The following is a 26,286-nucleotide window of genomic DNA, read 5'->3' on the forward strand; positions in this document are numbered from 1 at the left end:
CCGGGGAGGCACCAGCGTGCCTCCCCGGTCCAGGTCCACCCGTACGGGTTACACCACTCAGTTGTCCGTGTCAGGTGTTCGTGCCCGTTGTTCGTGTCAGCCGTTCGTGCCGCCCCTGCGGACGCCTTCAGCCAGCTCCCCGGCCAGCGCCCGTACGGCGGCAAGACCCGCCTCAGCATCCGGCGCGTCCAGCAGCCGCTGCACGAAGGCCGAGCCGACGATCACACCGTCCGCGAAGGCGGCGACCTCCTTGGCCTGTACGGCGTTGGAGACCCCGAGCCCGACGCACACCGGAAGCTCCGTCGTCGCCCGCGTCCGCCGCACCAGGTCCTGCGCCTGCGCGCCCACCGACTCCCGCGTACCGGTCACGCCCATCAGCGAGGCCGCGTAGACGAACCCGGACCCGGCCGCGGTGATCGTCGCGAGCCGCTCGTCCTTGCTGCTCGGCGCGACGACGAAGACCGTGGCCAGGCCCTGCTTCTCCGCGTGCTCGCGCCACAGCGCGGACTCCTGCACCGGCAGGTCGGGCAGGATGCAGCCCGCGCCACCGGCTTCGGCCAGCTCCGCCGTGAAGCGCTCGACGCCGTACCGGTCGATCGGATTCCAGTACGTCATGACGAGCACCGGGGCCCCGGTCGCCTCGTGCGCTTCCCGGACCGTCCGCATCACGTCGGCGATCTTGACGCCACCGCGCAGCGCGATGTCGTCGGCGGTCTGGATGACCGGGCCGTCGAGCACCGGGTCGCTGTGCGGCAGCCCGACCTCGACGACGTCCGCGCCGCCCGCGATGACCGCCTTGACCGCGTCGATGCCGCCGTCGACGGTCGGGAATCCGGCCGGGAGGTAGGCGATGAGAGCCGCCCGGTCCTCGGACTTGGCGCGCGCCAGGGTGTCGGTCAGCAGCTGAATGTTCCCGCTCACTTGGTGTCCCTCTGGATCTCGGCGGCGCCGTTGACGGCGGAGGCGTCGGCCTCGACCGTGGCGTCGGCTCCGGTGTCGTACAGGCCGAAGTAGCGGGCGGCCGTGTCCATGTCCTTGTCGCCGCGCCCGGACAGGTTGACCAGGATCAGCCCGTCCTTGCCGAGCTCCTTGCCGAGCTCCAGCGCGCCCGCGAGCGCGTGCGCGCTCTCGATGGCCGGGATGATGCCCTCGGTGCGGGACAGGAGCAGCAGCGACTGCATCGCCGCGTCGTCCGTCACGGCCCGGTACTCGCCGCGCCCGCTGTCCTTGAGGTACGCGTGCTCCGGGCCGATGCCGGGGTAGTCGAGGCCCGCCGAGATCGAGTAGGGCTCGGTGATCTGGCCCTCCTCGTCCTGGAGGACGTACGACCGCGAACCGTGCAGGATGCCGGGCTCGCCCGCGGACAGGGTGGCCGCGTGCTCGCCGGTGTGGATGCCGTGCCCGGCGGGCTCGCAGCCGACCAGGCGCACGTCCGCGTCCGGGATGAAGGCGTGGAAGAGACCGATGGCGTTCGAACCGCCACCGACACACGCGACGGCCGCGTCCGGCAGCCGCCCCGCGCGCTCCAGGATCTGGCGGCGCGCCTCGACGCCGATGACGCGGTGGAAGTCGCGGACCATGGCGGGGAAGGGGTGCGGTCCGGCGACCGTGCCGAAGAGGTAGTGCGTACGGTCGACATTGGCGACCCAGTCGCGGAACGCCTCGTTGATGGCGTCCTTCAGGGTCCGGCTGCCGGACTTCACCGCGACGACCTCGGCGCCGAGCATCCGCATCCGGGCGACGTTGAGCGCCTGGCGCTGGGTGTCGATCTCGCCCATGTAGATGGTGCATTCGAGGCCGAAGAGGGCGCAGGCGGTGGCGGTGGCGACGCCGTGCTGGCCGGCGCCGGTCTCCGCGATCACGCGCGTCTTGCCCATGCGCTTGGTGAGCAGCGCCTGGCCCAGCACGTTGTTGATCTTGTGCGAGCCGGTGTGGTTGAGGTCTTCGCGCTTGAGGAAGATCCGCGCGCCGCCCGCGTGTTCGGCGAACCTCGGCACTTCGGTGAGCGAGCTGGGCCGGCCCGTGTAGTTGACCATCAGCTCGTTCAGCTCGGCCGCGAAGGCCGGGTCGGACTTGGCCTTGTCGTACTCGACGGCGACTTCGTCGACCGCGGCGACGAGCGCCTCGGGGATGAACTTGCCGCCGTACGCGCCGAAGTAGCCATCGGTGCTGGGGATTTGACCCTCGGGGTCCGGAATGAAGAAGTCAGAAGACATCCGACGTACTCCTCAGAAGGGGCTCGCGCCCCATGAAAGATCAACGGGTGGACTTGACCGTATGCGCCGCGCGCGAGTCCGCCCCGGTACGCCTCAGAGCATTCGGGCGTACGGGTGTGACGGTTCGCGGATCGCTACAGCGCGCCTTCGGCGCGGCGCCATCGCATGCCGTTGATCTGGCCCGGCTCGGAACCGATGTGGTACCGCACCCGGCGTCCCCGCACCCGCCGCGCCGGAGCCCGGCACCCGCGCGGACGGCACCCGCGCGCCAGCGGCGCGTGCGGGTCGCGCGTCGGCACCCCGGCGAGCGGGCCCTGCCGGGTGAGTGCGACGGTGCTGCGGACGGTGGTGGTCATGGGAGTCGGTGTCAGCTCCGGCCGTGGCGCAGGGCCGGGTGGGCGCCCGCGGCGACCAGGTCGGCGACGGCGCCCTTCGGGTCGCGGCCGGTGACCAGCGACTCGCCGACGAGCACCGCGTCGGCGCCCGCGTTGGCGTACGCGATGAGGTCGTGCGGGCCGCGGACGCCGGACTCGGCGACCGTGACGATGCCCGCGGGGACCTCGGGGGCGACCCGCTCGAACGTGCCGCGGTCGACCTTGAGCGTCTTGAGGTTGCGCGCGTTGATGCCGATGATCTTCGCGCCGGCCTCGACCGCGCGCTCGACCTCTTCCTCGTCGTGCGCCTCGACCAGGGGCGTGAGTCCGATGGACTCGGCCCGCTCGATGAGGGAGACGAGGGCTTCCTGCTCCAGGGCGGCCACGATCAGCAGCGCCAGGTCGGCGCCGTACGCACGCGCCTCCCACAGCTGGTAGGCCGTGACGATGAAGTCCTTGCGCAGCACCGGGATGTCGACTCTGGCGCGTACGGCCTCAAGGTCGGCCAGGGACCCGCCGAAGCGCCGCTGTTCGGTCAGTACGGAGATGACGGCCGCGCCGCCCGCTTCGTAGTCGGCGGCGAGCCCGGCGGGGTCGGCGATCGCCGCGAGAGCGCCCTTGGAGGGACTGGAGCGCTTGACTTCGCAGACGACCTTGACGCCGTCGCCGCGCAGTGCCGCCACTCCGTCCTTGGCCGGGGAGGCCTTGGCCGCGCGGTCCTTGAGCTCGTCGAGACTTACGCCTGCCTGCCGCTCCGCAAGGTCGGCGAGCACGCCTTCGATGATCTCGTCGAGCACACTCACGCGAGCGGCCCCCTTCCGGGAGGGTGATGGTGGACCAGGATCAGCCATACCAATGCTATCCGCAGGAGGCCTCAGGTCTCGCATCGAGTAGCGATCAGTCCCACTACCTGGGACTTCACGGCGCGAGCGCGGAGCCGAACGGAAGGTTCCGGACGACGCTGAAGACCGCCGCCACGGCGCCGATGCTCCACCAGTGGACGGGCTTGAGGGTGATCCGCATCGGGATTCCGCGGCCGGCGCGTATCACCCAGACGGTCCACAGCACGGCGAAGACCCCGTACCCGACGACGGCCATGGCGTTGGCGCCGAACGCACCGGCGAGATCGCCGGTCACGACGGCGTGCGCGCTGCGCAGCCCGCCGCAGCCGGGGCAGTAGATCCCGGTGAGCTGGAGGAGCGGGCAGACGGGGTAGTGGCCCGGCTCATTGGGGTCGACGGTGCCGACGTACGCGAAAGCCGCGAGGACACCCGCCAGCGTGGCGGCCGGCGCGGCGAGCCGCCGGGCGAGGGACACCGGAGCGGGTGGCACGGGGGCTGGTGGCACGGGGGCTGGTGAGGGCGGCGGCGAAGGGGCCGGGTCGGGCGAAGGCACGGTATCCACCCGCCGATTGTCCCCGCTCATGAGGAAAGGCGCAGCCCCCGGGGGCTGCGCCTCGCGTCAGAGGACCGTCGGTGGTCGTCAGTGGGTCTGGATCTGGCTGCCGCTCTGCGCCCGACCGGCCTCGTTACGGGCCCGCACCATCTCCTCGGACTCCTTCGGCATGCCGAGGCCCGCGGCCTTCATAGCCATTCCGACGACACCACCGAGCAGTATCACGACGACTCCGGCCCAGAAGCCGAGCGGGTTGGCCAGCACCATGAAGGCGCCCGAAATGCAGAAACCGATGAAGGAGATGGTGACACCGGTCCAGGCGGCCGGGGTGTGTCCGTGGCTAGTGCCCGCCATGAGTTGCTCCTCGTTGCTGTTGCTCTGTATTGAGGTGGTGAGTCGGTGCGGCGGTGAGTCCGTGAGCCGTACGCTCGGCACTCGTCGCTCGCCACTCATTGTCCCGCACGGGACCGGCGACGTGATCTCGGGGGTCATGCGTCGCGCGTCGGGTCCTCGCCGCGGTCCAGGGCCTTCCAGAGGTCCTCGGGCCGGTCGGGGTCCGGGGCGGCGGGCGCCTTGCGGGCCCGTGGGCTGCCGTCGCGCTCGTAACGGCCCGACATCGCGGGCCACTTCCCGCCGCACCACAGCGCCAGCAGTCCCGCGACCAGGATCAGCAGTCCGCCGGCCGCGGTCACGTACGGCCAGGCGGTGTGCGTCAGTGAGACGGCCGTCGCAGCGGCGTCGCCGGTCGTCTGCGCGGCCTTCTCGTCGAGGGCCGCGTTGCCGGAGGCGCCGAGGAGCGCGGTGACGGCGGCGCCCGCGCCGCTCAGCGCGAGCAGCCCGGCGACCAGCAGCCGGCCCGCCCTGCGGACGGCGAAGACGGCGACGAGCGCGGCGAGACCGACGATGGCCAGCGCCGCCGGGGCGCCGGTGACGTCCTGGCCCTCGGCCTCCAGCGGCAGCGTGCCGCCCGGGACCACGGCCGCGCCCTCGGCCCAGGTCCGGCCCGAGGCGAGGAGCACGACGGCGGCGCCGAGGGCGCCTAGCAGCAGCGCGGCGGCGAGACTGCGGCGGCCGGTGGAGACGGCCGCCGCGACCGGTGTCTCGCTTCGCGGAAGCGGAAGCGGAAGGGGTACGGGGTTTGCGGCACTCACGCACCCCACTATCCCTTACGTCCCGATCGCGATCAGAGGCGGTTCGCCGTGTGCACCGCGCGCAGCACCGCGGCCGCCTTGTTGCGGCACTCGGTGTCCTCGGCGACGGGGTCGGAGTCGGCCACCACACCGGCTCCCGCCTGTACGTATGCCGTGCCGTCGCGGAGCAGGGCGGTGCGGATGGCGATGGCGGTGTCGGAGTCGCCGGCGAAGTCGAGGTAGCCGACGCAGCCGCCGTACAGTCCGCGCCGCGACGGCTCCAGCTCCTCGATGATCTGCATGGCACGCGGCTTGGGCGCTCCGGACAGGGTGCCCGCCGGGAAGCAGGCGGTCAGTACGTCGAAGGCGCTGCGGCCCTTCGCGACCCGCCCGGTCACGGTCGACACGATGTGCATGACGTGCGAGTACCGCTCGACGGACATGAAGTCGACGACCTCGACGCTGCCCGGCTCACAGACCCGGCCCAGGTCGTTGCGGCCGAGGTCGACGAGCATCAGGTGCTCGGCGCGCTCCTTGGGGTCGGCGAGCAGTTCGTCGGCGAGCCCCTGGTCCTCCTGCGGCGTGGCGCCGCGATGCCGGGTGCCGGCGATCGGATGCACCATGGCGCGCCCGTCCTCGACCTTGACCAGCGCCTCCGGGCTCGACCCGACGACATCGAAGCCGTCGAAGCGGAAGAGGTACATGTACGGCGAGGGATTCGTGGCCCGCAGCACCCGGTAGACGTCCAGCGCGCTCGCCGTGCACGGCGTCTCGAAGCGCTGGGACGGTACGACCTGGAAGGCCTCCCCCGCCCGGATGCGCTCCTTGATGTCGTCGACGGCGGCCTGGTAGGCCTCGCCGCCCCACAGCGCGGTGTACGGCGGAAGCTCGGACGGGGGCAGGGCGGCGGGCGCGGTCGGCACGGCCCGGCTGAGGTCGGCCTCCATGGCGTCGAGCCGCGCCACGGCATCCGCGTACGCCTCGTCGACACCGGTGTCGAGGTCGTTGTGGTTGATCGCGTTGGCGATCAGCAGGACCGAGCCGTCCCAGTGGTCGAGTACGGCGAGGTCCGAGGTGAGCAGCATGGTCAGCTCGGGGAGTTTGAGGTCGTCGCGCCCGTGCTCGCCGATCTTCTCCAGGCGGCGTACGACGTCGTACCCGAGGTAGCCGACCATGCCGCCGGTGAACGGCGGCAGGTTGCCCGCGAGGTCACGCGGGGTGTGCAGGGCGTCGATGGTGGCGCGCAGCGCGTCGAGCGGATCGCCGTCCACCGGTACGCCGACGGGCGGCGTACCGAGCCAGTGCGCCTGGCCGTCGCGGACGGTGAGGGTCGCGGCGCTGCGTACGCCGACGAAGGAGTACCGGGACCAGGAGCGGCCGTTCTCGGCGGACTCCAGGAGGAAGGTGCCGGGGCGCTCGGCGGCGAGCTTGCGGTAGAGGCCCACGGGGGTGTCGCCGTCGGCGAGCAGCCGGCGGCTGACGGGGACGACCCGCCGGTCGACGGCCAGCTTGCGAAAGGTCTCGATGTCCATGATTCGGCGCCTTACTTCACTTCGCGAGCGGGAGGAGGACGTCGGAGTCGAAGCAGGTGCGGTCGCCGGTGTGGCAGGCGGCGCCGACCTGGTCGACCTGAACCAGCACGGTATCGGCGTCGCAGTCCAGGGCGACGGACTTGACGTGCTGGAAGTGGCCGGAGGTGTCGCCCTTGACCCAGTACTCCTGGCGGCTGCGCGACCAGTACGTGCAGCGCCCCGTGGTGAGGGTCCGGTGCAGCGCCTCGTCGTCCATCCAGCCGAGCATGAGCACCTCGCCAGTGTCGTACTGCTGGGCGATGGCGGGGACCAGGCCGTCGGCGCTGCGCCTGAGGCGGGCGGCGATGGCGGGGTCGAGGCTGCTGGGAGGGGGCGTACTGGTCATGTCCGCCATTGTGCCGCGCCCATGGGGCGGCCGACTGTCGCCGTCCGGTCATTGGACGCGCGGCGCCGTGGCCCTGGCGGAGTTACGGTCGTACGCTGACCGTCATGTCGACCCATGCCAAGCGCGAACGCCTGCTCCTCGCCGACCTGCTGGAGGCGGCCGGACCCGATGCCCCGACGCTGTGCGACAGCTGGAACACCCGTGAACTCGCCGCCCATGTGGTGGTGCGCGAGCGCCGCGCGGACGCGGCCGGCGGGATAGTGCTGGCGGCGCTGAAGAGCCGGCTGGAGCGGGTGCAGGCGGAGTTCGCCGCCAAGCCGTACGAGGAACTGATCCAGCTCATCCGTACGGGTCCGCCCCGGATGTCCCCGTACGCCCTGAAGCAGCTCGACGAGGCGGCCAACACCGTCGAGTTCTACGTCCACGCCGAGGACGTCCGGCGCGCCCAGCCCGACTGGACACCGCGCGAACTGGACGCGGTCTTCGCGAACGCCCTGTGGTCACGCCTGGAGAAGGCGGCCCGGGTCCTGGGCCGCAAGGCACCGGTGGGTGTGGTGCTGCGACGCCCGGACGGGCAGACGGCGGTGGCGCATCGCGGGACACCGGTGGTGACGGTCACGGGCGAGCCGGGCGAACTGGTCCTGTTCGCCTTCGGCCGCCAGGACGCGGCGCGGGTGGAACTCGACGGCGACAAGGAGGCGATCGCCCGCCTGCGCGAGGCGAAGCTGGGCATCGCGCTGTAGCGCGCCGCCGCTGCGCGGGGCTTGTCCCCTACCCGCCCCTTCCCGAACTGGGGCTCCGCCCCAGACCCCGCTCCTCAAACGCCGGAGGGGCTGGATTTTCCAGCCCCTCCGGGGCAGGCACCGCAGCCCTACCGCACCGGGTGACCGGCTTCCCGCAGCGTGTCCTTGACCTGGGAGATTCGCAGGTCGCCGAAGTGGAACACCGACGCCGCCAGCACCGCGTCCGCGCCCGCCGCGATCGCCGGCGGGAAGTGGGCCAGCTTGCCCGCGCCGCCGGATGCGATGACAGGGACCGTCACGTGCTTGCGTACCGCCGCGATCATCTCCGTGTCGTAGCCGTCCTTCGTGCCGTCCGCGTCCATCGAGTTGAGCAGGATCTCGCCCGCGCCCAGCTCCGCCGCCCGGTGCGCCCACTCGACCGCGTCGATGCCGGCGGACTTGCGGCCGCCGTGCGTCGTGACCTCGAAGGACCCCGACGCCGTACGCCGCGCGTCGACCGACAACACCAGCACCTGCCGCCCGAAGCGCTCCGCGATCTCGCGGATCAGGCCGGGCCGGGCGATGGCCGCGGTGTTCACGCCGACCTTGTCCGCGCCGGCGCGCAGCAGCTTGTCGACGTCCTCTGTGGTGCGTACGCCGCCGCCGACCGTCAGCGGGATGAAGACCTGCTCGGCGGTGCGCCGCACCACGTCGTACGTCGTCTCCCGGTTGCCGGACGAGGCGGTGATGTCGAGGAACGTCAGCTCGTCCGCGCCCTCCGCGTCGTACAGCTTGGCCATCTCGACGGGGTCACCCGCGTCGCGCAGGTTCTGGAAGTTGACGCCCTTGACGACCCTGCCGTTGTCGACATCCAGGCAGGGGATTACTCGGACCGCGAGGGTCATGACTCCTGACCTCCTCGGTCTCCTCGGTAGGCCTCGATCTCGATCTCGACCACCAGGCTCGGGTCGACGAAGCCCGAGACGATGATCATCGATGCCGCCGGGCGGACGTCGTCGAACAGTTCCTTGTGGGCGCGGCCGACGTCGTCGACGTCCCGGGCGTGCGTGACGTACATGCGGGTGCGGACCACGTCCTCACGGCCCAGGCCCAGCTGCTCCAGCGCGCCGAAGGCGACACCGAAGGCGTTGACGGTCTGCTCGTACGGCGTACCGGCGTCGATGACGCCGTCCACGACCGACGTACAGCCGGATACCAGGACCAGGCCGTTCGGCAGTTCCACCGCGCGGGAGTAGCCGAACTGCTCTTCCCACGGGGCGCCGGTCGTGACCTTGCGTACGGAACCGGTGGAGGAAACCGTCATGCGGACACCGCCGCCAGCGCCTCTTCCAGCGTGAACGCCTTCGCGTACAGCGCCTTGCCCACGATCGCACCCTCGACGCCCTCGGGGACCAGCGCGGCGATCGCCCGCAGGTCGTCGAGGGAGGAGACGCCGCCGGAGGCTACGACCGGCTTGTCGGTGGCGGCGCAGACATTGCGCAGCAGCTCCAGGTTCGGGCCCTGGAGCGTGCCGTCCTTGGCGATGTCGGTGACGACGTACCGCGCGCAGCCCTCGGAGTCCAGGCGCGCCAGCGTCTCGTAGAGGTCGCCGCCGTCGCGCGTCCAGCCGCGGCCGCGCAGGGTCGTACCGCGTACGTCCAGGCCGACCGCGATCTTGTCGCCGTACTCCGCGATGACCTTGGCGACCCACTCCGGGGTCTCCAGCGCGGCCGTACCGAGGTTGACGCGCTTGCAGCCGGTGGCGAGCGCCGCGGCGAGCGAGGCGTCGTCGCGGATGCCGCCGGACAGCTCGACCTTGATGTCCATGGAGCGGGCGACCTCGGCGATCTGCGCCCGGTTGTCACCGGTGCCGAAAGCCGCGTCGAGGTCCACGAGGTGCAGCCACTCGGCGCCCGCCTGCTGCCAGGCGAGAGCGGCCTGGAGCGGATCGCCGTACGACGTCTCCGAGCCGGACTCGCCATGGACGAGGCGCACGGCCTGACCGTCTCGGACATCTACGGCGGGGAGCAGTTCGAGCTTCTGGGACATCAGAGGGTTCCGATCCAGTTGGTCAGCAGCTGGGCGCCGGCGTCGCCGGACTTCTCGGGGTGGAACTGGGTCGCCCACAGCGCGCCGTTCTCGACGGCCGCCACGAAGGGCTCGCCGTGCGTGGTCCAAGAGACCTTGGGCGCGCGGATCTTGGCGTTGGTGACTTCCAGGCTCCAGTCGTGCACGGCGTACGAGTGCACGAAGTAGTAGCGCGCGTCGGCGTCGAGACCGGCGAACAGCTCGCTGTCCTCGGGCGCGTCAACCGTGTTCCAGCCCATGTGGGGAACGATCGGTGCCTGGAGCGGGCCCACCGTGCCGGGCCACTCGTCGAGGCCCTCGGTCTCCACACCGTGCTCGATGCCGCGCTCGAAGAGGATCTGCATGCCCACGCAGATGCCCATGACCGGGCGGCCGCCGGCCAGCCTTCGGCCGACGATCCAGTCGCCGCGCGCCTCGCGCAGCCCCTTCATGCACGCGGAGAAGGCACCGACGCCGGGGACGAGGAGCCCGTCGGCGTTCATGGCCTTGTCGAAGTCGCGGGTGATCTCGACGTCCGCGCCGACGTGGGCCAGTGCCCGCTCGGCGGAACGGACGTTGCCGAAGCCGTAGTCGAAGACGACGACTTTCTTGCTTACGTCGCTCATGCCCAGATTCCTTGGATTCGCATGACACCGGCGACCAGACACATCACGGCGCCGATACCGAGCAGCACGATGACCCCCTTGGGCAGCTCCTGCTTCCAGAAGGAATACACGCCGCCGAGGAGGAACAGCCCGACGACGATCAGGATCGTCGAGAGGCCTGTCACAGTGCGCCCTTGGTCGAGGGGAGGATGCCGGCGGCGCGCGGGTCGTGCTCCGACGCGTACCGCAGGGCCCTGGCCAGGGCCTTGAACTGGCATTCCACGATGTGGTGCGCGTTGCGCCCGTACGGCACGTGCACGTGCAGGGCGATCTGGGCCTGCGCGACGAAGGACTCCAGGATGTGCCGGGTCATCGTCGTGTCGTACTCGCCGATCATCGGCGCCATCTTCTCCGGCTCCGTGTGTACGAGGTACGGGCGGCCGGAGAGGTCCACGGTGACCTGGGCGAGCGATTCGTCCAGCGGCACCGTGCAGTTGCCGAAGCGGTAGATGCCGACCTTGTCGCCGAGCGCCTGCTTGAACGCGGCGCCGAGCGCGAGGGCGGTGTCCTCGATCGTGTGGTGCGAGTCGATGTGCAGGTCGCCGTCGGTCTTCACGGTGAGGTCGAAGAGGCCGTGGCGGCCGAGCTGGTCGAGCATGTGGTCGTAGAAGCCGACGCCTGTCGACACATCGACCTTGCCGGTGCCGTCGAGGTTGATCTCGACGAGGACGGACGTCTCCTTGGTGGTGCGCTCGACTCGCCCTGTGCGGCTCATGAGCTCTGCTCCTTCTTGAGTTCGCGTACCGCATCGAGGAACGCGTCGTTCTCTTCGGGGGTGCCGGCGGTGACCCGCAGCCAGCCCGGTACGCCGTTGTCACGGACCAGGACGCCCTGGTCGAGGATCCGCTGCCACGCCTGGTGGGAGCCTGCCGCGCCGTCGAACCGGCCGAACTGGACGAAGTTCGCGTCCGAGTCCGTGACCTCGTATCCGATGGCGCGCAGCTCGGTGACCAGGCGGTCCCGCTCGGCCTTGAGCTGCTCGACGTACCCCAGCAGCGTATCGGTGTGCTCCAGCGCGGCGAGCGCGGTGGCCTGCGTGACGGACGACAGGTGGTACGGCAGGCGCACCAGCTGTACGGCGTCGACCACGGCGGGGTCGGCGGCGAGGTACCCCAGGCGCAGGCCGGCCGCGCCGAAGGCCTTCGACATGGTGCGGGAGAGCACCATGTTCGGCCGGCCCTCGATCAGCGGCAGCAGGGACGGGTGGTGGCTGAATTCGCCGTACGCCTCGTCGACGACCACCAGGGACGGTTTGGCCGCCTGGGCGGCCGCGTAGAGGGCGAGGACGGTGTCGGCCGAGACCGCGGTGCCGGTGGGGTTGTTGGGCGAGGTGATGAAGACGACGTCGGGCTGGTTCTCGGCGATGGCCTTCTCGGCCGCCGGGATGTCGATGGTGAAGTCGTCGTTGCGCGGTCCGGAGATCCAGCCGGTGCCGGTGCCGCGCGAGATGAGACCGTGCATCGAGTACGACGGCTCGAAGCCGATCGCGGTACGCCCGGGGCCGCCGAAGGTCTGGAGCAGCTGCTGGATGACCTCGTTGGAGCCGTTGGCCGCCCAGACGTTGGCCATGGCGACCTCGTGCCCGGCGGTGCGGGTGAGGTAGCGGGCCAGCTCGGTGCGGAGTTCGACCGCGTCCCGGTCGGGGTAGCGGTTGAGCTCGCGGGCCGCGTCGCGCACGCGCTCGGCGATGCGCTCGACGAGCGCCTCGGGGAGCGGGTACGGGTTCTCGTTGGTGTTGAGCCGTACGGGCACGTCCAGCTGCGGCGCGCCGTACGGGGACTTGCCCCGCAGCTCGTCGCGGATGGGGAGATCGTCAATCCGGGTGCTTCTCGTCATTGCGTCGGCACCTTCCATCCGAAGCGCGCCTTCAGGGCGGCTCCGTGCGCCGGCAGGTCCTCCGCCTCCGCCAGCGTCACCACGTGGTGCGTGACCTCGGCGAGCGCGTCCCGCGTGTAGTCCACGATGTGGATGCCGCGCAGGAACGACTGGACCGACAGGCCCGACGAGTGGCAGGCGCAGCCGCCGGTCGGCAGGACGTGGTTGGAGCCGGCGCAGTAGTCGCCGAGCGAGACGGGCGCCCACGGGCCGACGAAGATCGCGCCTGCGTTGCGTACGCGCCGGGCGAGCGCGGCGGCGTCGGCGGTCTGGATCTCCAGGTGCTCGGCGCCGTACGCGTCGACGACCTTGAGGCCTTCCTCCATGGAGTCGACGAGGACGATCGACGACTGCTTGCCGCCGAGCGCCGGAATGATCCGGTCGTCGCTGTGCTTGGTGGCCGCGACCTGCGGGCCTAGTTCCTTCTCGACCGCGTCGGCGAGCTCCTCGGAGTCCGTCACGAGGACGGCGGCAGCCAGCGGGTCGTGCTCGGCCTGGCTGATCAGGTCGGCGGCGACGTGCGCCGGGTCGGCCGTCTCGTCGGCGAGGACCGCGATCTCGGTCGGTCCGGCCTCGGTGTCGATGCCGATGAGGCCGGTGAAGTAGCGCTTGGCGGCGGCGACCCAGATGTTCCCGGGCCCGGTGACCATGTTCACGGGCGCGCACTCATCAGTCCCGTACGCGAACATCGCAACGGCCGTGGCGCCGCCCGCGGCGTACACCTCGTCGATTCCGAGCAACGCGCAGGCCGCCAGGATGGTGGGGTGCGGCAGGCCGCCGAACTCCTTCTGCGCGGGGGACGCGAGCGCGATCGACTCGACGCCGGCCTCCTGCGCCGGAACCACGTTCATGATCACGGACGAGGGGTAGACGGACCGGCCGCCGGGCGCGTACAGGCCCACCCGTCCGACCGGCACCCACCGCTCGGTGACCGTGCCGCCGGGCACGACCTGGGTGGTGTGCTCGCTGCGGCGCTGCTCGCGGTGAACGATCCGGGCGCGCCGGATCGACTCCTCCAGTGCGGCCCTGACCTTGGGGTCGAGCTGTTCCAGGGCGCTGCTCAGCGCTTCGGCGGGCACGCGTACGCGCTCCAGCTTCACGCCGTCGAATTTCTCGGCGTACTCGATCAGCGCCGCCGTGCCCCGATGGTGCACGTCCTCGCAGATGGGTCGCACCTTTTCGAGGGCGGCCTGTACGTCGAAGTCGGCACGGGGCAGCAGGTCGCGCAGGTCGGCGCCCTCGGGGAGGGCGTCACCGCGCAGATCGATTCGAGAAATCACGCTGCCAATTCTCTCAGACCCCATCCGGCGGCCGAGCCTCTGTATCAGTGGCTGATACGCGCCCCACAAGTCATTCATGACCACTAGCGTTCAGCCCGTCACTCAGAGGGAAGAACGGCTGTACGAATCGGCGAAAGGGGCGGCCTTGACCGAGCCGCAGCAAGACGTCGAAGCGCCCGACTGGCTCAGTGCCTCGGAACTCGGCATGTGGCAGGCGTTCCGCAACGGCAGTACGTATGACCTTCGCACCCGCAATCCCGTCCTGGACGATCCGCTGTCCACCCGGCCCTGGCCCCCGGAACGCAGCGTCCGCGCGCGCGTGGTCGCGCTGCTGCTGCTCAGTGGGCCGACGGCGCTGCCCGGGCGGGTCGCCGCGCTCAAGCTCAGCGGCGTACAGATCACCGGCACGCTCAAACTGGCGGGCGGCCGCGTCGAGCCGTACGTCGAGATGAACAGCTGCCGCTTCGAGAAGGAGGTGCTGCTGCCCGAGTGCCACTTCACCACGCTGCGCATGGTGGGCTGCGCCATCCCGCGTCTGGAGGCGGCCCGGCTGCACACCGAGGGCGACCTGCATCTGCCGCGCTGCCACGTCCCCGGTGGCATCCGGCTCACCGACGCCCAGATCGGCACTGATCTGCTGATCAACCAGATCGTCGTACACCAGGACCGAAGGGGCCGCTCGATCGCGGCCGACGGTCTGTCCGTCGCCCAGGACCTCCAGGCCGAGATGATCGAGTCGCACGGCGAGTTCAGCCTGCGCGGCGCGAAGGTCGGCGTGTCGCTGAGCCTGCGCGGCAGCCGGCTGCGACGGCCGTACGGGGTGGAGGGGCGGCGCGCGCTCAACGCACCGCAGCTGACCGTGGAGCGCACGCTCTACCTGACGCCGGCCGGTATCGGGCCGCGTGGCGCGGCGCCGGGGACGACTCCGCCGTACGGCATCGGGAACACGCCGGTACGCGGCACGCGCGTGCAGCGGTTCGAGTGCGAGGGCGGGCTGCGGCTCGACGACGGGCGGTTCGGCGACGCGGTGGATCTTGACGGCGCGCGGTTCGTCATGTCGCTCGGGCAGGAGCTGTCGATGCGCCGACTACAGACGCCTGAGCTGCGGTTTCTCTGCGACCGGCCCGAGGAGGGGAAGGTCGTGCTGTCCGGCGCGAAGGTCGGCAATCTGGTGGACAAGGCGGACAGCTGGCCGCACCCCGGCGGCCTCACCATGGGCGGCTTCACCTACGAGTCCCTGGTGCCGCGCGGGCTGTTCCCGCTCTCGCGGCGGCTGGAGTGGGTGACGGCGGCGACACCTGAGTACAACCCTGAGCCGTACGAGCGGCTGGCGGCCGTCCTGCGCAGCAGCGGGGAGGACGCCGACGCCCGCGAAGTGCTCCTGGCCAAGCAGCGAAGACGGCGCGAGACGCTGCCGCTCGCCGGGAAACTGTGGGGCTTCCTTCAGGACTGGACCGTGGCGTACGGCTACCGGCCCGGCCGGGCAATGGTGTGGATGGCGGTGCTGTGGGCGGCGGGAGCGGTGGCGTTCGCGCAGCTCGATCCGCCCGCGATCAAACCGGAGGAGCATCCGCAGTGGAACGCGTCCCTGTACGCGCTCGACCTGCTGCTGCCCGTGATCAACCTGGGGCAGGACGGGCACTGGCGGCTGACCAGCGGCTGGCAGTGGGCGGCGGCAGGCCTGATCCTGCTCGGCTGGATCCTGGCGACGACGGTGGCGGCGGGCGCGTCACGGCTGCTGCGGCGGGGGTGAGCGATTTTTTCGATCGGGGAGGCAGGGGGCACCGGGGTGGCGGGGGTCACCGGGACGCCACGGAGACCCCCGCCACCCCTGCTTCCTTTACCGTCCCTTGACTGACGCCAGCACAACCTTTCCAGCCGATGCGAAAGCTTCACAGACACCCTCTGGCGCGGCCCCCACCTGCGGTTTTCAATGGTTCAACGATGCCATTCCTTCGCGCTCTGATCAGCGCCGCGCGCATGGTCCGCCACACCTCGGATCTCGGCGCCGGCCTGCTCGACGACGACGAGGTGCTGCTCGACGTACCCGATGAGCGCCTCGGCCCGACCCTCGTCGCCGCCGCCTTCGGCGACCACGGGCCCGCGGCCAAGCTCCTCGCCGCCACCCGGGAGGGCGCCGAGTGGGAGAACCGCGACCGGTACGCCACCCGTCTCGCCACCTTCGCGCACAGCCGCGAGGAGTGGCTCAGCGACTGGCTGGCCGCCTCCCCGCACGACCCCGACGCCCTGCTCGTGAAGGCCGAGCTGTCCGTACGCAGGGCGTGGGAGTCACCGGCCCGCGCCGAGCGGCTGCGAGACGTCGGCCCGCTGATCGAGGCGGCGGCCGATGCCGCTCCGCGCGACCCGGTGCCGTGGCGCATCGCCCTCGACCACGCGCGCGGCACGTACGCCACGCATTCCGCGTTCGAGGAACTGTGGGCGGAGGCGGTGGGCCGCTCGTCGCACCACTACGGGTGCCATGTCTCCGCTCTCCAGTACCTCTCCGCCCAGTGGTACGGCTCGCACCGCGAGTGCTTCGACTTCGCCGAACAGGCCGCCGAGGACGCCTTGCCCGGATCGCTGGTGCAGGCGTTGCCCGTGCGCGCGGCCTTCGCGCACCTGCTGAGCGGCGACGGCACGGCCGCTCCTCGTACCACGGTGATTCCCGGCCAGCGCGTCGACGCGGCCGCCGATCTGGCGATCGCGCTGTCCGCCGAGTACACGGCGGGCGACCCGTGGCCGGCCGAGGTGCGCAATTTGCTGGCGTACGTCCTGGTCACCAGGGGGCGGTGGGCCGACGCCCTTGAACAGTTCCGGCTGATCGGGCCGTACGCGACCTCGTTCCCCTGGGCGTTTCTCAGCGACGACGTGCTGGGCGAGTTCCTGGAGCTGCGGGACATGGCGAGGATCGAGGTGGCCTCGGGGATGCCTTTGCGGCCTTTGGGCAGGACGGCCCGCCGGGTCAGGTCCGGCGGCCATTACGCTTAACCGCTGTGACCACCGCTCGGCTTCCCCTCTTCCCGCTGAACTCGGTGCTGTTCCCCGGCCTGGTGCTGCCGCTGAACATCTTCGAGGAGCGTTATCGCGCCATGATGCGCGACCTGCTGAAGGGCGCGGACTCGGGCGACGACGCCTCTTCCTCCCCCGAGGACGAGCCGCGCCGCTTCGTGGTCGTCGCCATCCGCGACGGCCGTGAGGTCGCCACCACCGCGCCCGGCATGCCGGACTCCACCACCATGGCCGAGCGGGGTCCCGCCGCGGGCTTCGGCCCGGACCCGGTGCAGGCCTTCCACCGGGTGGGCTGCATCGCGGACGCGGCGACGATCCGCGAGCGCGAGGACGGCGGCTACGAGGTGCTGGCCACCGGGACGACCCGCGTCAAGATCCTCTCCGTCGACGCGAGCGGCCCGTACCTCACCGCCGAGGTGGAGGAACTGCCCGAGGATCCGGGCGACGACGCGGGTGCGCTGGCCGAGGGCGTGCTGCGGGCGTTCCGCAGCTACCAGAAGCGGCTGGCGGGCGCGCGTGAGCGCTCGCTGACCACGGGGGCGGAGCTGCCGGACGAGCCGTCCGTCGTCTCGTACCTGGTGGCCGCCGCGACGGTTCTCGACATCCCGGCGAAGCAGCGCCTGCTGCAGGCGCCGGACACGGCGACCCGCCTGCGTGAAGAGCTGAAGCTGTTGCGCGCCGAGACAGCCGTGATCCGCCACCTCCCCTCGCTGCCGGCGGTGGAGCTGACCAGGACACCCACCAGTCCCAACTGACAACTGACCGGAGGCAGAGCCGCAGTGGCCAAGAAGAAGCGCCAGGCCGGAGGCACCCCCGCGACCGTCGCCCTGACCGAGGCGGGGACGGCGTACACACTCCACGCGTACGAGCACGATCCGGCGTCCCCGTCGTACGGCGAGGAGGCGGCGAAGGCGCTGGGCGTTCCGCCGGACCGGGTCTTCAAGACCCTGGTGGCCGACATCGACGGCACGCTGACGGTGGCGGTCGTACCGGTCGCCGGCACGCTGGACCTCAAGGCGCTGGCGGCGGCGGTGGGCGGAAAGCGCGCGGCGATGGCGGACCCGGTGGCGGCGGAACGCACCACGGGCTATGTCCGGGGCGGCATCTCGCCCCTGGGCCAGCGCAAGAAGCTGCGTACGGTGCTGGACGCCTCGGCGTCGTCGTACGAGACGGTGTGCGTCTCGGCGGGCCGCCGCGGTCTGGAGGTCGAACTGTCCCCGGCGGACCTGGCGGAACTGACGGCAGCGGCAATAGCCCCGATCGCCCGCACGCCTTGACGACCGGCTGACCTCGGCTCCAGAGCCCTTCAGCCCGGTCCGGCACCGCTCCACCCCACCGGCGTCAGCTCGGCGTACCGTCCTGCGGCGCACCGGAACCCGGCGCCGCGTCCCCGTACCCGGACCCCCACCACTCCGGCTCCGGATCCCGTGGTCCGAACAGCGCGGTCAGCCCCAGGTGGACCAGCAGCGCCGCCATCGGCCACGCCAGCAACGCCCCCTTCGCGCCCAGCTTGAGCGGCGCGTCGAACGCCACGCCCTGCCCGACCTCCCGCGCCCGCTCGACCACATCGTCCGTCGGCCCGATCCAGACGCCGACTCCCCACGCGAGCAGCGAGCCCAGCAGCCCGCCCAGCGCGAGCCCGATGACCAGCGGAATACCGCCACGCCGGTTGAACCAGAAGACCAGGGCCGCGCTGACCACGCCGAACGCGAGCGCCAGCAGCACGAACGTGCCGTCCGCCCCGACCGCTTCCTCGCCCTCGGTGTCCTTGAGGAAGACGGCCTTGTCGGTGGAGATCAGCGGCACGCGCGGCGCCAGCCACAGCCACAGCAGCCCGAGCACGACACCCAGGACCGTCAGCGCCAGAACCACCACAGCGGCCCTGGCCACCTCGGTGGAAAGGCTTGGCTCCTGTTCCTCGCCCTCGGCGGTCCCGGCACCGTGGCCGGCGGAGTGGAGCTCGGACGGCGGCTGTGGGGCGCCCCCGGCGCCGGACTTCTGCCAGGGGTCGTTCGGTGGCTGCTGGTGAGGCGGCGTCAGAGGAGCGGTCACCCTGCCATCGTGCCAGGCGCCCTGGGCCCACGCCTCACCGGACCGCTGCGGGCGGTCGGCTAACGGACCGCTGCCCGCCGGTACGCCCACGTCGCGGCCGCCAGCGAGACGACGCCGACGGCCCCGCACACGGCCAGGTCGAGCGCCACCGCGGGCCAGTCCGGATGCGCGTCGAAGGTCCGCGCGAAAGCCTCGACGCCGTACGTCGAAGGCAGCAGATCCCGGGCGTACGAGATCGGCACGGGCAGCCGTTCGGCGGGCAGCACCCCGAGCAGCAGCGCCGCCGACATGCCGAGCTGCCCGAGCAGCGTCGCGAGTTCCTGGCGCGGCGCCAGCAGCCCGAGCGCCGCGCCGAGACCGGCCAGCGCGGCCCCCGCGAGCGGGACGACGGCCGCCAGCACCCACAGATGCGTGAGCGGCAGCTGGAAGAGGACGCACCCGACGACGGCCGTGACGAACGTGCCCGGCACGGTGAAGGAGGCGTACGCGGCGGCCGCCCCCAGCACCACCGCGGCCGGCGGCACCGGCAGCGTGGCGTAGTGGTCGAGGCCGCCGCTGGCCCGCAACTGCCCGAAGTACTGGGCGAGCAGATTCAGCGCGACGAAAGCGACAACGAGCACGCTCGACCCGGCGACGACCGCACGCGCCTCATCGCCCCCGTCGACGACGCCGCGCATCAGAACCATGATCCCGACGGACTGGAACGTCGCCACGAACAGCAGCGGGATACGCGCCACCCGCGCCCGCGACAGCTGCGCCCGGTACACGGCGGCGAGAGACGGCAGCAGCCGCGCACGGGGCGCGAGCGGCGCGGGCCAGGACGCACCGGCCGCGCCGGCCTCCGTATCCCTCGCCACCCGGATCCGCATGGAGCCGGTCTCGGCCTCCGCGGGCACGACACTCACGCCTTGACCAGCCCCTTCGTACCGTTCGTGCTTCCGCCGAGTGCCAGGTAGACGTCTTCCAGGCTCGGCGTCGCCAGAGTGAAGTCGTCGAGCGCCGCGAACGCCCTGCCCCCGGTCACGGCGGCGACGGCCGCCCGCGCCTCGTCGGGAGCAAGCCGCAGCACCCAGCGCCGCCCGGACTCCTGCGCGGACTCCCGCAGCGCCGCGACCTCGGGCACGTCCAGCGGCGCCCGTTCCCGCCACACGAGGTCGAGCCGCACCTCACCGGCGACGCGCGCCTTGAGGCCGGCGGGGCTGTCGCAGGCGATCACCCGGCCGCTCTCCAGCACCGCGACGCGGTCGAGCACCGTCTCGGCCTCGATGACGTTGTGCGTAACGAGCAACACCGTCGCGCCGTTCTCCGCCCGCCGCCGGTCGACGGCCGCCCACACCGCGCGGCGCGCGACTGGGTCCATGCCGGTGGTCGGTTCGTCCAGTACGAGTACGGGTCGCTCACCCACCAGCACGGCGGCGAAGCAGGCGAGCCGCCGCTGCCCGCCGGAAAGCTTCTTGAGCGGCCGGCCGGCGATGTCACCCAGGCCAAGTTCTTCGAGTACGTCGTCCCGCTCGGCCCGCGCGGCCTTCGCGGTGAGCCCGCGCAGCCGCCCGGTCGTCTCGGCGGCGAGCGACACGGTCAGCTCGTCCAGTGCGGTCGATTCCTGCCCGAGATACCCGACGAGCCGTGAGGCGCGCTCGGGATGCCGGACGAGATCGTGCCCGAGCAGCTCGACACTCCCGGAGTCGGGTCGCATGAGGCCGGTCAGCTGACGTACCAATGTCGACTTACCGGCACCGTTGGGCCCGAGCAGTCCGAAGATCTCACCGCGGTGTACGTCGAGGGAGATCCCGTCGGTGGCCCGCACGGCCGGTGTCGCGGGCACTCCGCGGCGGCCCCGGGCGGCGGGGTAGGTCTTGACCAGCTCCCGCACCGCACACACGACTCCCGTGCTGCGTCCCGCCTGCGCTGTGCCCGTACTCACGAGGAACGAGCCTACGGGGTTCCCGGCCGGGCGCGGTCCCCGGGGCGGTCCCCGGCAGTGTCGGCGCGGGTGCCTGCGGCGCTTTCCCCTACCCGCCCCTCCCCTGAGCTGTGGCTCCGCCCCAGGCCCCCGTCCGGCGTCCTACTCGCCCGCTGTCACATGCTCCGCCGCCGTCCGTACGTCGATCTCTCGCCAGAAGCCCGCCCTGATCGCGTACCGGTCGTGCTCGTCGATCTGGTCGTCCTTGTGCGCGAGCAGCCCGAACCGTGCCGCGTACCGCAGCAGTTCGCCGTCGATCCGGTGCGGAATCCTCGGGTACATCGTCGACAGCTTCTGCGTGTGGCCGGGATCCGGCAGCCGTTCCATCCACCGTCGGGCGAAGACCTGGCCGACCTCGAACGGGTCGCCGCCGACCGTCGTGATGTCCTCTTCACGGTCCGCCCAGCGCTGCTCCGCGCTGGTCAGCTGCGCCAGCGTCGGCAGCGAGGCGGTCTCGGCCGGCTCGCCCAGCGCGCTGCCGTTGCCCGGACGCTCCACCCAGCCCTTGTCGGACGACCAGCGCAAGGTGGCCCCGGTGGCGGCGCCCGCCGCCGGGGCGGTGTTCGGATGCGGATGCTGCGCCGCCTGCGTGCCGGGCCCGCGCAGGCTCGCGAGGTCCTTCGGGGTCGGCACGCCCTTGGTGCCGTGCGCCGGGTGCGCGCCGTCCTCGGAACCGTTCGCGGCGGCAGTGGACGGTTCCGGGGCCGGTGGGGCCGCGCAATCCGCTGCCCCCGGGGATCCGTTCCGTGCGGTGCCCGCACCCGCCGCTTGAGCGCCGGCCCGTGCCTGAGCCTGAGCCTGGGTGTGCGCCGCCCGCTCGGCCCGCTCGGCCCGTTCCGCCGAAGCTGCGAGCGCCGACTCCGGCAGCGGTGCGGACAGAATCGCGGCGATTTCCGGCCGCGGCACCGGTGGCGGCGCGCAGATCCCGGTGAGGTCCTTGGCCCGTACGGCTTTCGTGATCCAGACGCGGTCCAGGACACGCCGCTCGTCGGCCTCGGCGACCAGGTCCTCGGACTGGTTGTAGTCCCCGTCGGCGGCCTGCACGGCCCACAGGTGCACCGCTACGCCGTGCTCCTTCGCCGACATCAGCCCCGGTAGCAGATCCCCGTCGCCGGTCACCAGCACAATGTCCGAACAGGCGCGATTTCTGGCCAGCTCGGTCAGTTCCGCGTGCATCGCCGCGTCGACGCCCTTCTGCGCCCACCGCCCGTCGCTCCGGGTCAGAGCGCCCAACCTGACCGTCACGCGCGGCATGACGCGCAGCCGCCGGTGCTCCGGCTGGGGAACGCGGTCGGGTGCGCCGTCGAACCAGTAGATGCGAAGCAGCGGCTGTTCCGTATCCGCTTCTGCCCGTTCTCGCAGGCCCTGAATGAGGGCCGCGTGATCCACGCTGATGCGGGAGCGGGCCGGTTCTCCGGCGAGCAGGCTCGCGGCGGCGCCCAGCAGATAGCCGGCGTCCACCAGGACGACGCAGCGGTCCACGCGTTCCACCCTCTTTCGGGAACCTCGGGATCGAAAGGTGCTCAGGTGCTCAGGGGGTGCTTCGGCAGTGCTTCAGGCGTTGGGCTTCCTTCGAGTCTGCCCGACTGCGTAAGGGTTAACGGCCGGAACTCGATCATCGGCGTGGCGGATCCCGAAGTTGCTTCGTAACAGCCCCAATTACGCACGGTAATGATCCAAAATGCGAGCTATGTCGGCCTGTGTGAATCTGGTCCCGGCCCTGGCCCCCAGAACCCCCACAGGAGGCAGCACCATGGCCAAGAACAAGAATCGCAAGCAGGGCGCCCCACAGGACCGCGCGTCCTCGGTGGTGCGTGGAACCGAGCACGCCAAGGACAGTGCCTTCGAGTCCCACGCCCAGCCGCAGACGCACGCTCAGGGCAGCCCTGCTGATGTTGCCCGTAAGCACCAGCGGCGCTTCGGCCACAACTGATCACGCCGCGCAGGTACATGAAGAAGGGGCACACCCGTGACGACGGGTGTGCCCCTTCTCCGTGCGCGCTCAGCCTCAGCCCGCCAGGCAGGACGGCCCGAGCAGCACCTTCAGGTCCCCGAAGAGCGCCGGATCCGGCTGCACGCGGTGCCGGTCGAGCCGCAGCACCGTCGTCTTGCGTGCTCCCTGGAGCTTGATCCGGACCTCCGTGTTGCCCCGGTGGTGCTTGAGGATCTCATCGAGCTTGGTCACCATCGGCGGCGTCACCTTCACCGTCGGGATGGTGAGGACCACCGGCGCGTTGGTCCCCGCGGAGGACACGTCCGGAACCATCAGTTCCATCGCCACGAGCCGCGGAATGTCCTCGCGCTTGTCGAGTCGGCCCTTGACGAAGACCACGGTGTCCTCGACGAGCTGGGTCGAGACCAGTTGGTACGTCGCCGGGAAGAACATGCACTCGATGGAGCCGGCCAGGTCCTCGACGGTCGCGATCGCCCAGGCGTTGCCCTGCTTGGTCATCTTGCGCTGAAGGCCTGAGATGATGCCGCCGATGGTGACGATCGCGCCGTCGGAGTGCTCACCGCCGGTGAGCTGCGAGATCGCGGCGTCGGCCTTGTCGCTCAGCACGTGCTCGATGCCGAAGAGCGGGTGGTCGGAGACGTACAGGCCGAGCATCTCCCGCTCCTGTGCGAGCAGATAGGACTTCTCCCACTCGATGTCGGAGAACTCCACATCCAGCCCGAAGCCCGGCTCGTCGCTCTCCTCCTCGCCCATGCCGCCGAAGAGGTCGAACTGCCCTTCCGCCTCCTTGCGCTTGACCTGCACCACGTTGTCGATCATCGGCTCGTGGTGCGCGACGAGGCCCTTGCGGGTGTGCCCCATCTCGTCGAAGGCACCGGCCTTGATGAGCGATTCGACGGTCCGCTTGTTGCAGACGACCGCCTCGACCTTGTCGAGGAAGTCCGGGAACGAGCTGTACTTCCCCTTCGCCTTCCGGCACCGGATGATCGAGTCCACGACGTTCTGGCCGACGTTGCGGATGGCGGTCAGGCCGAACAGGATCACGTCGTCGCCCTGCGCCGCGAAGTTCGACTGCGACTCGTTCACATTCGGCGGCAGCACCTTGATGCCCATGCGCCGGCACTCGTTCAGGTAGACGGCCGACTTGTCCTTGTCGTCCTTGACCGAGGTCAGCAGCGCCGCCATGTACTCGGCGGGGTAGTTCGCCTTGAGGTACGCCGTCCAGTAGGTGACCAGCCCGTACGCCGACGAGTGCGCCTTGTTGAACGCGTATCCGGCGAAGGGCACCAGCACGTCCCACAGCGCCTGGATCGCCGCGTCGGAGTACCCCTTCTTCTTCGCGCCCGCCTGGAAGAGAACGAAGTTCTTCTGGAGCTCGTCAGGCTTCTTCTTGCCCATGACGCGGCGCAGGATGTCGGCCTCGCCGAGCGAGTAACCGGCGATGATCTGCGCGGCCTTCTGCACCTGCTCCTGGTACACGATCAGGCCGTGGGTGAGGCCGAGGACCTCCTTGAGCGGCTCCTCCAGCTCCGGGTGGATCGGCGTGATCTCCTGCTGGCCGTTCTTGCGCAGCGCGTAGTTCGTGTGCGAGTTCATGCCCATAGGGCCCGGCCGGTACAGGGCCGAAACCGCGGAAATGTCCTCGAAGTTGTCGGGCTTCATCAGCCGCAGCAGGGACCGCATCGGGCCGCCGTCGAACTGGAACACGCCGAGCGTGTCACCGCGGCACAGCAGCTCGTACGTCGCCGGGTCGTCCAGCGGGAGGCTGAGCAGCTCCAGGTCGATGCCCTTGTTGGACTTCACCATCTTGACGGCGTCGTCCATGATCGTGAGGTTGCGAAGGCCCAGGAAGTCCATCTTCAGCAGGCCGAGCGCCTCGCAGCTCGGGTAGTCCCACTGCGTGATCGTCACGCCGTCGGTGTGCCGCACCCAGACGGGCACATGGTCGGTGATCGTCTCGCTGGACATGATCACGCCGGCCGCGTGCACACCCATCTGCCGGACCAGGCCCTCGACGCCCTTTGCCGTGTCGATGACCTTCTTCACGTCCGGCTCGTTCTCGTACATCGCCCGGATCTCGCCCGCCTCGCTGTAGCGCGGGTGCTTCGGGTCGGTGATGCCGTTGAGGTCGATGCCCTTGCCGAGTACGTCGGCGGGCATGGCCTTGGTGAGCCGGTCGCCCATCGCGTACGGGTAGCCGAGGACGCGCGCGGAGTCCTTGATCGCGTTCTTGGCCTTGATCTTTCCGTACGTGCCGATCATGGCGACCTTGTCGGCGCCGTACTTCTCCGTCACGTACCGGATCACCTCACCGCGCCTGCGCTCGTCGAAGTCGATGTCGACATCGGGCATGGAGATGCGCTCGGGGTTGAGGAACCGCTCGAAGATCAGGCCGTGCTCGATCGGGTCGAGGTCGGTGATGCCCATGGCGTACGCGACGATCGAACCGGCCGCGGAGCCACGTCCCGGACCGACCGCGATGCCGTTGTTCTTGGCCCACATGATGAAGTCGGCGACCACGAGGAAGTACCCCGGGAAGCCCATGTCGATGATGATCTTCATCTCGTACTCGACCTGCTTGAGCCGGTCGTCCGGGATGCCGTTCGGGTAGCGCCGGGCCATGCCGCGCATGGTCTCCTCGCGGAACCACGTCACCTCGGTGAAGCCCTCGGGCACCTCGAACTTGGGCATCAGGTTCCGCTCCTTGAACCAGCCCTCCGTGTCGATCTGCTGCGCGACCAGGAGCGTATTGGCGCAGCCCTCCTGCCAGGCGTCGGAGGAGTCGACGGCGTACATCTCGTCGGTCGACTTCAGGTAGTAGCCGGTGCCGTCGAAGCGGAAGCGGTCCGGGTCGGAGAGGTTCTTGCCGGTCTGGATGCAGAGCAGCGCGTCGTGCGCGGTCGCCTCGTTGGCGTAGGTGTAGTGCGAGTCGTTCGTGACGAGCGGCGGAATGCCCAGCTTCTTGCCGATCTCCAGCAGCCCGTCACGGACCCGGCGCTCGATCTCGATGCCGTGGTCCATCAGTTCCAGGAAGTACTTGCCCTCGCCGAAGATGTCCTTGTAGTCCGACGCGGCCTGTACTGCCTCGTCGAACTGCCCGAGCCGCAGCCGTGTCTGCACCTCGCCCGACGGACACCCGGTGGAGGCGATCAGGCCCTCCGACCACTGGGAGATCGTCTCCTTGTCCATGCGCGGCCACTTCGTCAGCCATCCCTCGGCGTACGCGTCCGAGGAGAGCCGGAAGAGGTTGTGCAGGCCGGTCTTGTTCGCCGCCCAGATCGTCTTGTGCGTATATCCACCGGAACCGGACACGTCGTCACGCTTCTGGTGCGGCTGGCCCCACTGGATACGCCGCTTGTTGCGCCGCGACTCGGGGGCGACGTACGCCTCGATCCCGATGATCGGCGTCACACCCGCCTTCTTCGCCGAATGGAAGAAGTCGTACGCCCCGTGCAGGTTGCCGTGGTCGGTCATCGCGATGTGCGACATGCCCATCTCGTTGCAGGCCTCGAACATGTCCTTGAGCCGCGCGGCACCGTCCAGCAGCGAGTACTGGGTGTGAACGTGGAGGTGCGTAAAGGGCGGCTTGGTCACGGTGAAGGCCTCCGGCAAAACGGTCGGTGACAGGTTGGGTGGACAGCTCGGAAGTCTACTTCGGCGGACTGAC

General features: G+C 70.6%; 28 protein-coding genes. 6 read left to right on the forward strand and 22 right to left on the reverse strand.

The features are described 5' to 3' along the window. Nucleotides 1-96: 96 nt before the first annotated feature. The 9 genes from trpA to hisI all read right to left on the reverse strand — a co-directional run bounded on the left by trpA (nucleotide 97) and on the right by hisI (nucleotide 7,032). Nucleotides 97-921 carry a tryptophan synthase subunit alpha gene (trpA, locus tag J7E96_RS00355; protein ID WP_215126179.1) on the reverse strand — a complete coding sequence of 275 codons (825 nt, stop codon included), beginning with the start codon at nucleotides 919-921 and terminating at the stop codon, nucleotides 97-99. Next, nucleotides 918-2,216 (reverse strand): tryptophan synthase subunit beta, encoded by a 1,299-nt coding sequence (gene trpB, locus J7E96_RS00360; protein ID WP_215126181.1) that lies wholly within the window; start codon nucleotides 2,214-2,216, stop codon nucleotides 918-920. The genes trpA and trpB overlap by 4 nt, the downstream gene beginning before the upstream one ends. A gap of 134 nt (nucleotides 2,217-2,350) precedes the next feature. Continuing rightward, nucleotides 2,351-2,572, reverse strand: a complete 222-nt coding sequence (trpM, locus tag J7E96_RS00365) for a tryptophan biosynthesis modulator TrpM (protein WP_215126183.1) — start codon at nucleotides 2,570-2,572, stop codon at nucleotides 2,351-2,353. Nucleotides 2,573-2,583: 11 nt separating this feature from the next. Continuing rightward, the gene (gene trpC, locus J7E96_RS00370) at nucleotides 2,584-3,393 is read right to left on the reverse strand and encodes an indole-3-glycerol phosphate synthase TrpC (protein ID WP_215126185.1); all 810 of its coding nucleotides are present in this window, start codon (nucleotides 3,391-3,393) and stop codon (nucleotides 2,584-2,586) included. A gap of 115 nt (nucleotides 3,394-3,508) precedes the next feature. Continuing rightward, nucleotides 3,509-4,015: a DUF2752 domain-containing protein gene (locus J7E96_RS00375; RefSeq protein WP_215126187.1), complete on the reverse strand. Its 507-nt coding sequence runs from the start codon at nucleotides 4,013-4,015 to the stop codon at nucleotides 3,509-3,511. Nucleotides 4,016-4,072: 57 nt separating this feature from the next. After that, a complete protein-coding gene (locus J7E96_RS00380) occupies nucleotides 4,073-4,339 on the reverse strand; it encodes an HGxxPAAW family protein (RefSeq protein ID WP_215126189.1) in 267 nt (88 codons plus the stop codon). A 134-nt stretch (nucleotides 4,340-4,473) separates the two neighbouring features. Beyond that, on the reverse strand, nucleotides 4,474-5,136 hold the full coding sequence (locus J7E96_RS00385; protein WP_308295788.1) for a TIGR02234 family membrane protein: 663 nt from the start codon (nucleotides 5,134-5,136) through the stop codon (nucleotides 4,474-4,476). A gap of 32 nt (nucleotides 5,137-5,168) precedes the next feature. Then, complete coding sequence (locus J7E96_RS00390; RefSeq protein WP_215126193.1) at nucleotides 5,169-6,647, reverse strand: anthranilate synthase component I; 1,479 nt, start codon at nucleotides 6,645-6,647, stop codon at nucleotides 5,169-5,171. 16 nt (nucleotides 6,648-6,663) lie between these two features. Then, nucleotides 6,664-7,032, reverse strand: coding sequence for a phosphoribosyl-AMP cyclohydrolase (gene hisI / locus J7E96_RS00395; protein WP_215126195.1), 369 nt, complete (start codon nucleotides 7,030-7,032; stop codon nucleotides 6,664-6,666). Nucleotides 7,033-7,136: 104 nt separating this feature from the next. Between hisI and J7E96_RS00400 the strand changes: the two genes are divergently transcribed. Next, entirely contained in the window at nucleotides 7,137-7,775 is a 639-nt protein-coding gene (locus tag J7E96_RS00400) for a TIGR03085 family metal-binding protein (RefSeq protein ID WP_215126197.1), read from the forward strand. 128 nt (nucleotides 7,776-7,903) lie between these two features. On the opposite strand, the gene hisF is transcribed toward J7E96_RS00400, so the two are convergent. From hisF to hisD, 8 genes are read right to left on the reverse strand one after another with little or no spacing between them, the layout of a single operon-like run. Further along, a complete protein-coding gene (gene hisF, locus J7E96_RS00405; protein ID WP_215126199.1) occupies nucleotides 7,904-8,659 on the reverse strand; it encodes an imidazole glycerol phosphate synthase subunit HisF in 756 nt (251 codons plus the stop codon). Then, nucleotides 8,656-9,078, reverse strand: coding sequence for a RidA family protein (locus J7E96_RS00410; protein WP_215126201.1), 423 nt, complete (start codon nucleotides 9,076-9,078; stop codon nucleotides 8,656-8,658). Before J7E96_RS00410 ends, hisF begins: the two co-directional genes overlap by 4 nt. After that, complete coding sequence (gene priA, locus J7E96_RS00415) at nucleotides 9,075-9,803, reverse strand: bifunctional 1-(5-phosphoribosyl)-5-((5-phosphoribosylamino)methylideneamino)imidazole-4-carboxamide isomerase/phosphoribosylanthranilate isomerase PriA (RefSeq protein WP_215126203.1); 729 nt, start codon at nucleotides 9,801-9,803, stop codon at nucleotides 9,075-9,077. Before priA ends, J7E96_RS00410 begins: the two co-directional genes overlap by 4 nt. Further along, complete coding sequence (gene hisH / locus J7E96_RS00420; protein WP_374196624.1) at nucleotides 9,803-10,447, reverse strand: imidazole glycerol phosphate synthase subunit HisH; 645 nt, start codon at nucleotides 10,445-10,447, stop codon at nucleotides 9,803-9,805. The genes priA and hisH overlap by 1 nt, the downstream gene beginning before the upstream one ends. After that, nucleotides 10,444-10,611 carry a hypothetical protein gene (locus J7E96_RS00425; protein ID WP_214977422.1) on the reverse strand — a complete coding sequence of 56 codons (168 nt, stop codon included), beginning with the start codon at nucleotides 10,609-10,611 and terminating at the stop codon, nucleotides 10,444-10,446. Before J7E96_RS00425 ends, hisH begins: the two co-directional genes overlap by 4 nt. Next, the gene (gene hisB, locus J7E96_RS00430; RefSeq protein ID WP_215126204.1) at nucleotides 10,608-11,201 is read right to left on the reverse strand and encodes an imidazoleglycerol-phosphate dehydratase HisB; all 594 of its coding nucleotides are present in this window, start codon (nucleotides 11,199-11,201) and stop codon (nucleotides 10,608-10,610) included. Before hisB ends, J7E96_RS00425 begins: the two co-directional genes overlap by 4 nt. Then, entirely contained in the window at nucleotides 11,198-12,322 is a 1,125-nt protein-coding gene (locus J7E96_RS00435) for a histidinol-phosphate transaminase (protein ID WP_215126206.1), read from the reverse strand. Before J7E96_RS00435 ends, hisB begins: the two co-directional genes overlap by 4 nt. After that, the gene (hisD, locus tag J7E96_RS00440; RefSeq protein WP_215126208.1) at nucleotides 12,319-13,641 is read right to left on the reverse strand and encodes a histidinol dehydrogenase; all 1,323 of its coding nucleotides are present in this window, start codon (nucleotides 13,639-13,641) and stop codon (nucleotides 12,319-12,321) included. Before hisD ends, J7E96_RS00435 begins: the two co-directional genes overlap by 4 nt. 145 nt (nucleotides 13,642-13,786) lie before the next feature. Here hisD and J7E96_RS00445 point away from each other — a divergent pair, with 145 nt between their 5' ends. The 4 genes from J7E96_RS00445 to ybaK all read left to right on the forward strand — a co-directional run bounded on the left by J7E96_RS00445 (nucleotide 13,787) and on the right by ybaK (nucleotide 17,927). After that, nucleotides 13,787-15,394 carry an oxidoreductase gene (locus tag J7E96_RS00445; RefSeq protein ID WP_215126210.1) on the forward strand — a complete coding sequence of 536 codons (1,608 nt, stop codon included), beginning with the start codon at nucleotides 13,787-13,789 and terminating at the stop codon, nucleotides 15,392-15,394. A 191-nt stretch (nucleotides 15,395-15,585) separates the two neighbouring features. Next, nucleotides 15,586-16,629 carry a hypothetical protein gene (locus tag J7E96_RS00450; RefSeq protein ID WP_215126212.1) on the forward strand — a complete coding sequence of 348 codons (1,044 nt, stop codon included), beginning with the start codon at nucleotides 15,586-15,588 and terminating at the stop codon, nucleotides 16,627-16,629. A gap of 5 nt (nucleotides 16,630-16,634) precedes the next feature. After that, on the forward strand, nucleotides 16,635-17,405 hold the full coding sequence (locus J7E96_RS00455) for an LON peptidase substrate-binding domain-containing protein (protein WP_215126214.1): 771 nt from the start codon (nucleotides 16,635-16,637) through the stop codon (nucleotides 17,403-17,405). Nucleotides 17,406-17,429: 24 nt separating this feature from the next. Further along, nucleotides 17,430-17,927, forward strand: a complete 498-nt coding sequence (gene ybaK, locus J7E96_RS00460) for a Cys-tRNA(Pro) deacylase (protein WP_215126215.1) — start codon at nucleotides 17,430-17,432, stop codon at nucleotides 17,925-17,927. A gap of 64 nt (nucleotides 17,928-17,991) precedes the next feature. Here ybaK and J7E96_RS00465 read toward each other — a convergent pair whose 3' ends face one another. The 4 genes from J7E96_RS00465 to J7E96_RS00480 all read right to left on the reverse strand — a co-directional run bounded on the left by J7E96_RS00465 (nucleotide 17,992) and on the right by J7E96_RS00480 (nucleotide 22,156). Then, nucleotides 17,992-18,702, reverse strand: coding sequence for a hypothetical protein (locus tag J7E96_RS00465; RefSeq protein WP_215126217.1), 711 nt, complete (start codon nucleotides 18,700-18,702; stop codon nucleotides 17,992-17,994). 59 nt (nucleotides 18,703-18,761) lie between these two features. Next, nucleotides 18,762-19,607, reverse strand: coding sequence for an ABC transporter permease (locus tag J7E96_RS00470; protein WP_215126218.1), 846 nt, complete (start codon nucleotides 19,605-19,607; stop codon nucleotides 18,762-18,764). Next, nucleotides 19,604-20,584 carry an ABC transporter ATP-binding protein gene (locus J7E96_RS00475; RefSeq protein WP_215126479.1) on the reverse strand — a complete coding sequence of 327 codons (981 nt, stop codon included), beginning with the start codon at nucleotides 20,582-20,584 and terminating at the stop codon, nucleotides 19,604-19,606. Before J7E96_RS00475 ends, J7E96_RS00470 begins: the two co-directional genes overlap by 4 nt. Nucleotides 20,585-20,767: 183 nt before the next feature. Beyond that, nucleotides 20,768-22,156 (reverse strand): NYN domain-containing protein, encoded by a 1,389-nt coding sequence (locus J7E96_RS00480; protein WP_215126221.1) that lies wholly within the window; start codon nucleotides 22,154-22,156, stop codon nucleotides 20,768-20,770. 262 nt (nucleotides 22,157-22,418) lie between these two features. Here J7E96_RS00480 and J7E96_RS00485 point away from each other — a divergent pair, with 262 nt between their 5' ends. Further along, entirely contained in the window at nucleotides 22,419-22,598 is a 180-nt protein-coding gene (locus J7E96_RS00485; RefSeq protein WP_215126223.1) for a hypothetical protein, read from the forward strand. Nucleotides 22,599-22,673: 75 nt separating this feature from the next. Here the strand turns inward: J7E96_RS00485 and dnaE are convergent, their stop codons facing one another. Further along, nucleotides 22,674-26,213 (reverse strand): DNA polymerase III subunit alpha, encoded by a 3,540-nt coding sequence (dnaE, locus tag J7E96_RS00490; RefSeq protein WP_215126225.1) that lies wholly within the window; start codon nucleotides 26,211-26,213, stop codon nucleotides 22,674-22,676. Between the last annotated feature and the right edge of the window lie 73 nt (nucleotides 26,214-26,286).

Origin of the sequence: Streptomyces sp. ISL-96, from assembly GCF_018614035.1 — a bacterium.
Taxonomy (GTDB): Bacteria; Actinomycetota; Actinomycetes; order Streptomycetales; family Streptomycetaceae; genus Streptomyces.

Bases quoted from the DNA above. Each gene is read 5' to 3' on its own strand.
- hisH (WP_374196624.1), bottom strand. From the start codon at position 10,447: ATGAGCGACGTAAGCAAGAAAGTCGTCGTCTTCGACTACGGCTTCGGC.
- hisI (WP_215126195.1), bottom strand. From the start codon at position 7,032: ATGACCAGTACGCCCCCTCCCAGCAGCCTCGACCCCGCCATCGCCGCC.
- hisB (WP_215126204.1), bottom strand. From the start codon at position 11,201: ATGAGCCGCACAGGGCGAGTCGAGCGCACCACCAAGGAGACGTCCGTC.
- J7E96_RS00375 (WP_215126187.1), bottom strand. From the start codon at position 4,015: ATGAGCGGGGACAATCGGCGGGTGGATACCGTGCCTTCGCCCGACCCG.
- J7E96_RS00410 (WP_215126201.1), bottom strand. From the start codon at position 9,078: ATGACGGTTTCCTCCACCGGTTCCGTACGCAAGGTCACGACCGGCGCC.
- J7E96_RS00485 (WP_215126223.1), top strand. From the start codon at position 22,419: ATGGCCAAGAACAAGAATCGCAAGCAGGGCGCCCCACAGGACCGCGCG.
- trpB (WP_215126181.1), bottom strand. From the start codon at position 2,216: ATGTCTTCTGACTTCTTCATTCCGGACCCCGAGGGTCAAATCCCCAGC.
- J7E96_RS00435 (WP_215126206.1), bottom strand. From the start codon at position 12,322: ATGACGAGAAGCACCCGGATTGACGATCTCCCCATCCGCGACGAGCTG.
- priA (WP_215126203.1), bottom strand. From the start codon at position 9,803: ATGTCCCAGAAGCTCGAACTGCTCCCCGCCGTAGATGTCCGAGACGGT.
- J7E96_RS00400 (WP_215126197.1), top strand. From the start codon at position 7,137: ATGTCGACCCATGCCAAGCGCGAACGCCTGCTCCTCGCCGACCTGCTG.
- J7E96_RS00390 (WP_215126193.1), bottom strand. From the start codon at position 6,647: ATGGACATCGAGACCTTTCGCAAGCTGGCCGTCGACCGGCGGGTCGTC.
- hisF (WP_215126199.1), bottom strand. From the start codon at position 8,659: ATGACCCTCGCGGTCCGAGTAATCCCCTGCCTGGATGTCGACAACGGC.
- trpM (WP_215126183.1), bottom strand. From the start codon at position 2,572: ATGACCACCACCGTCCGCAGCACCGTCGCACTCACCCGGCAGGGCCCG.
- J7E96_RS00380 (WP_215126189.1), bottom strand. From the start codon at position 4,339: ATGGCGGGCACTAGCCACGGACACACCCCGGCCGCCTGGACCGGTGTC.
- J7E96_RS00450 (WP_215126212.1), top strand. From the start codon at position 15,586: ATGCCATTCCTTCGCGCTCTGATCAGCGCCGCGCGCATGGTCCGCCAC.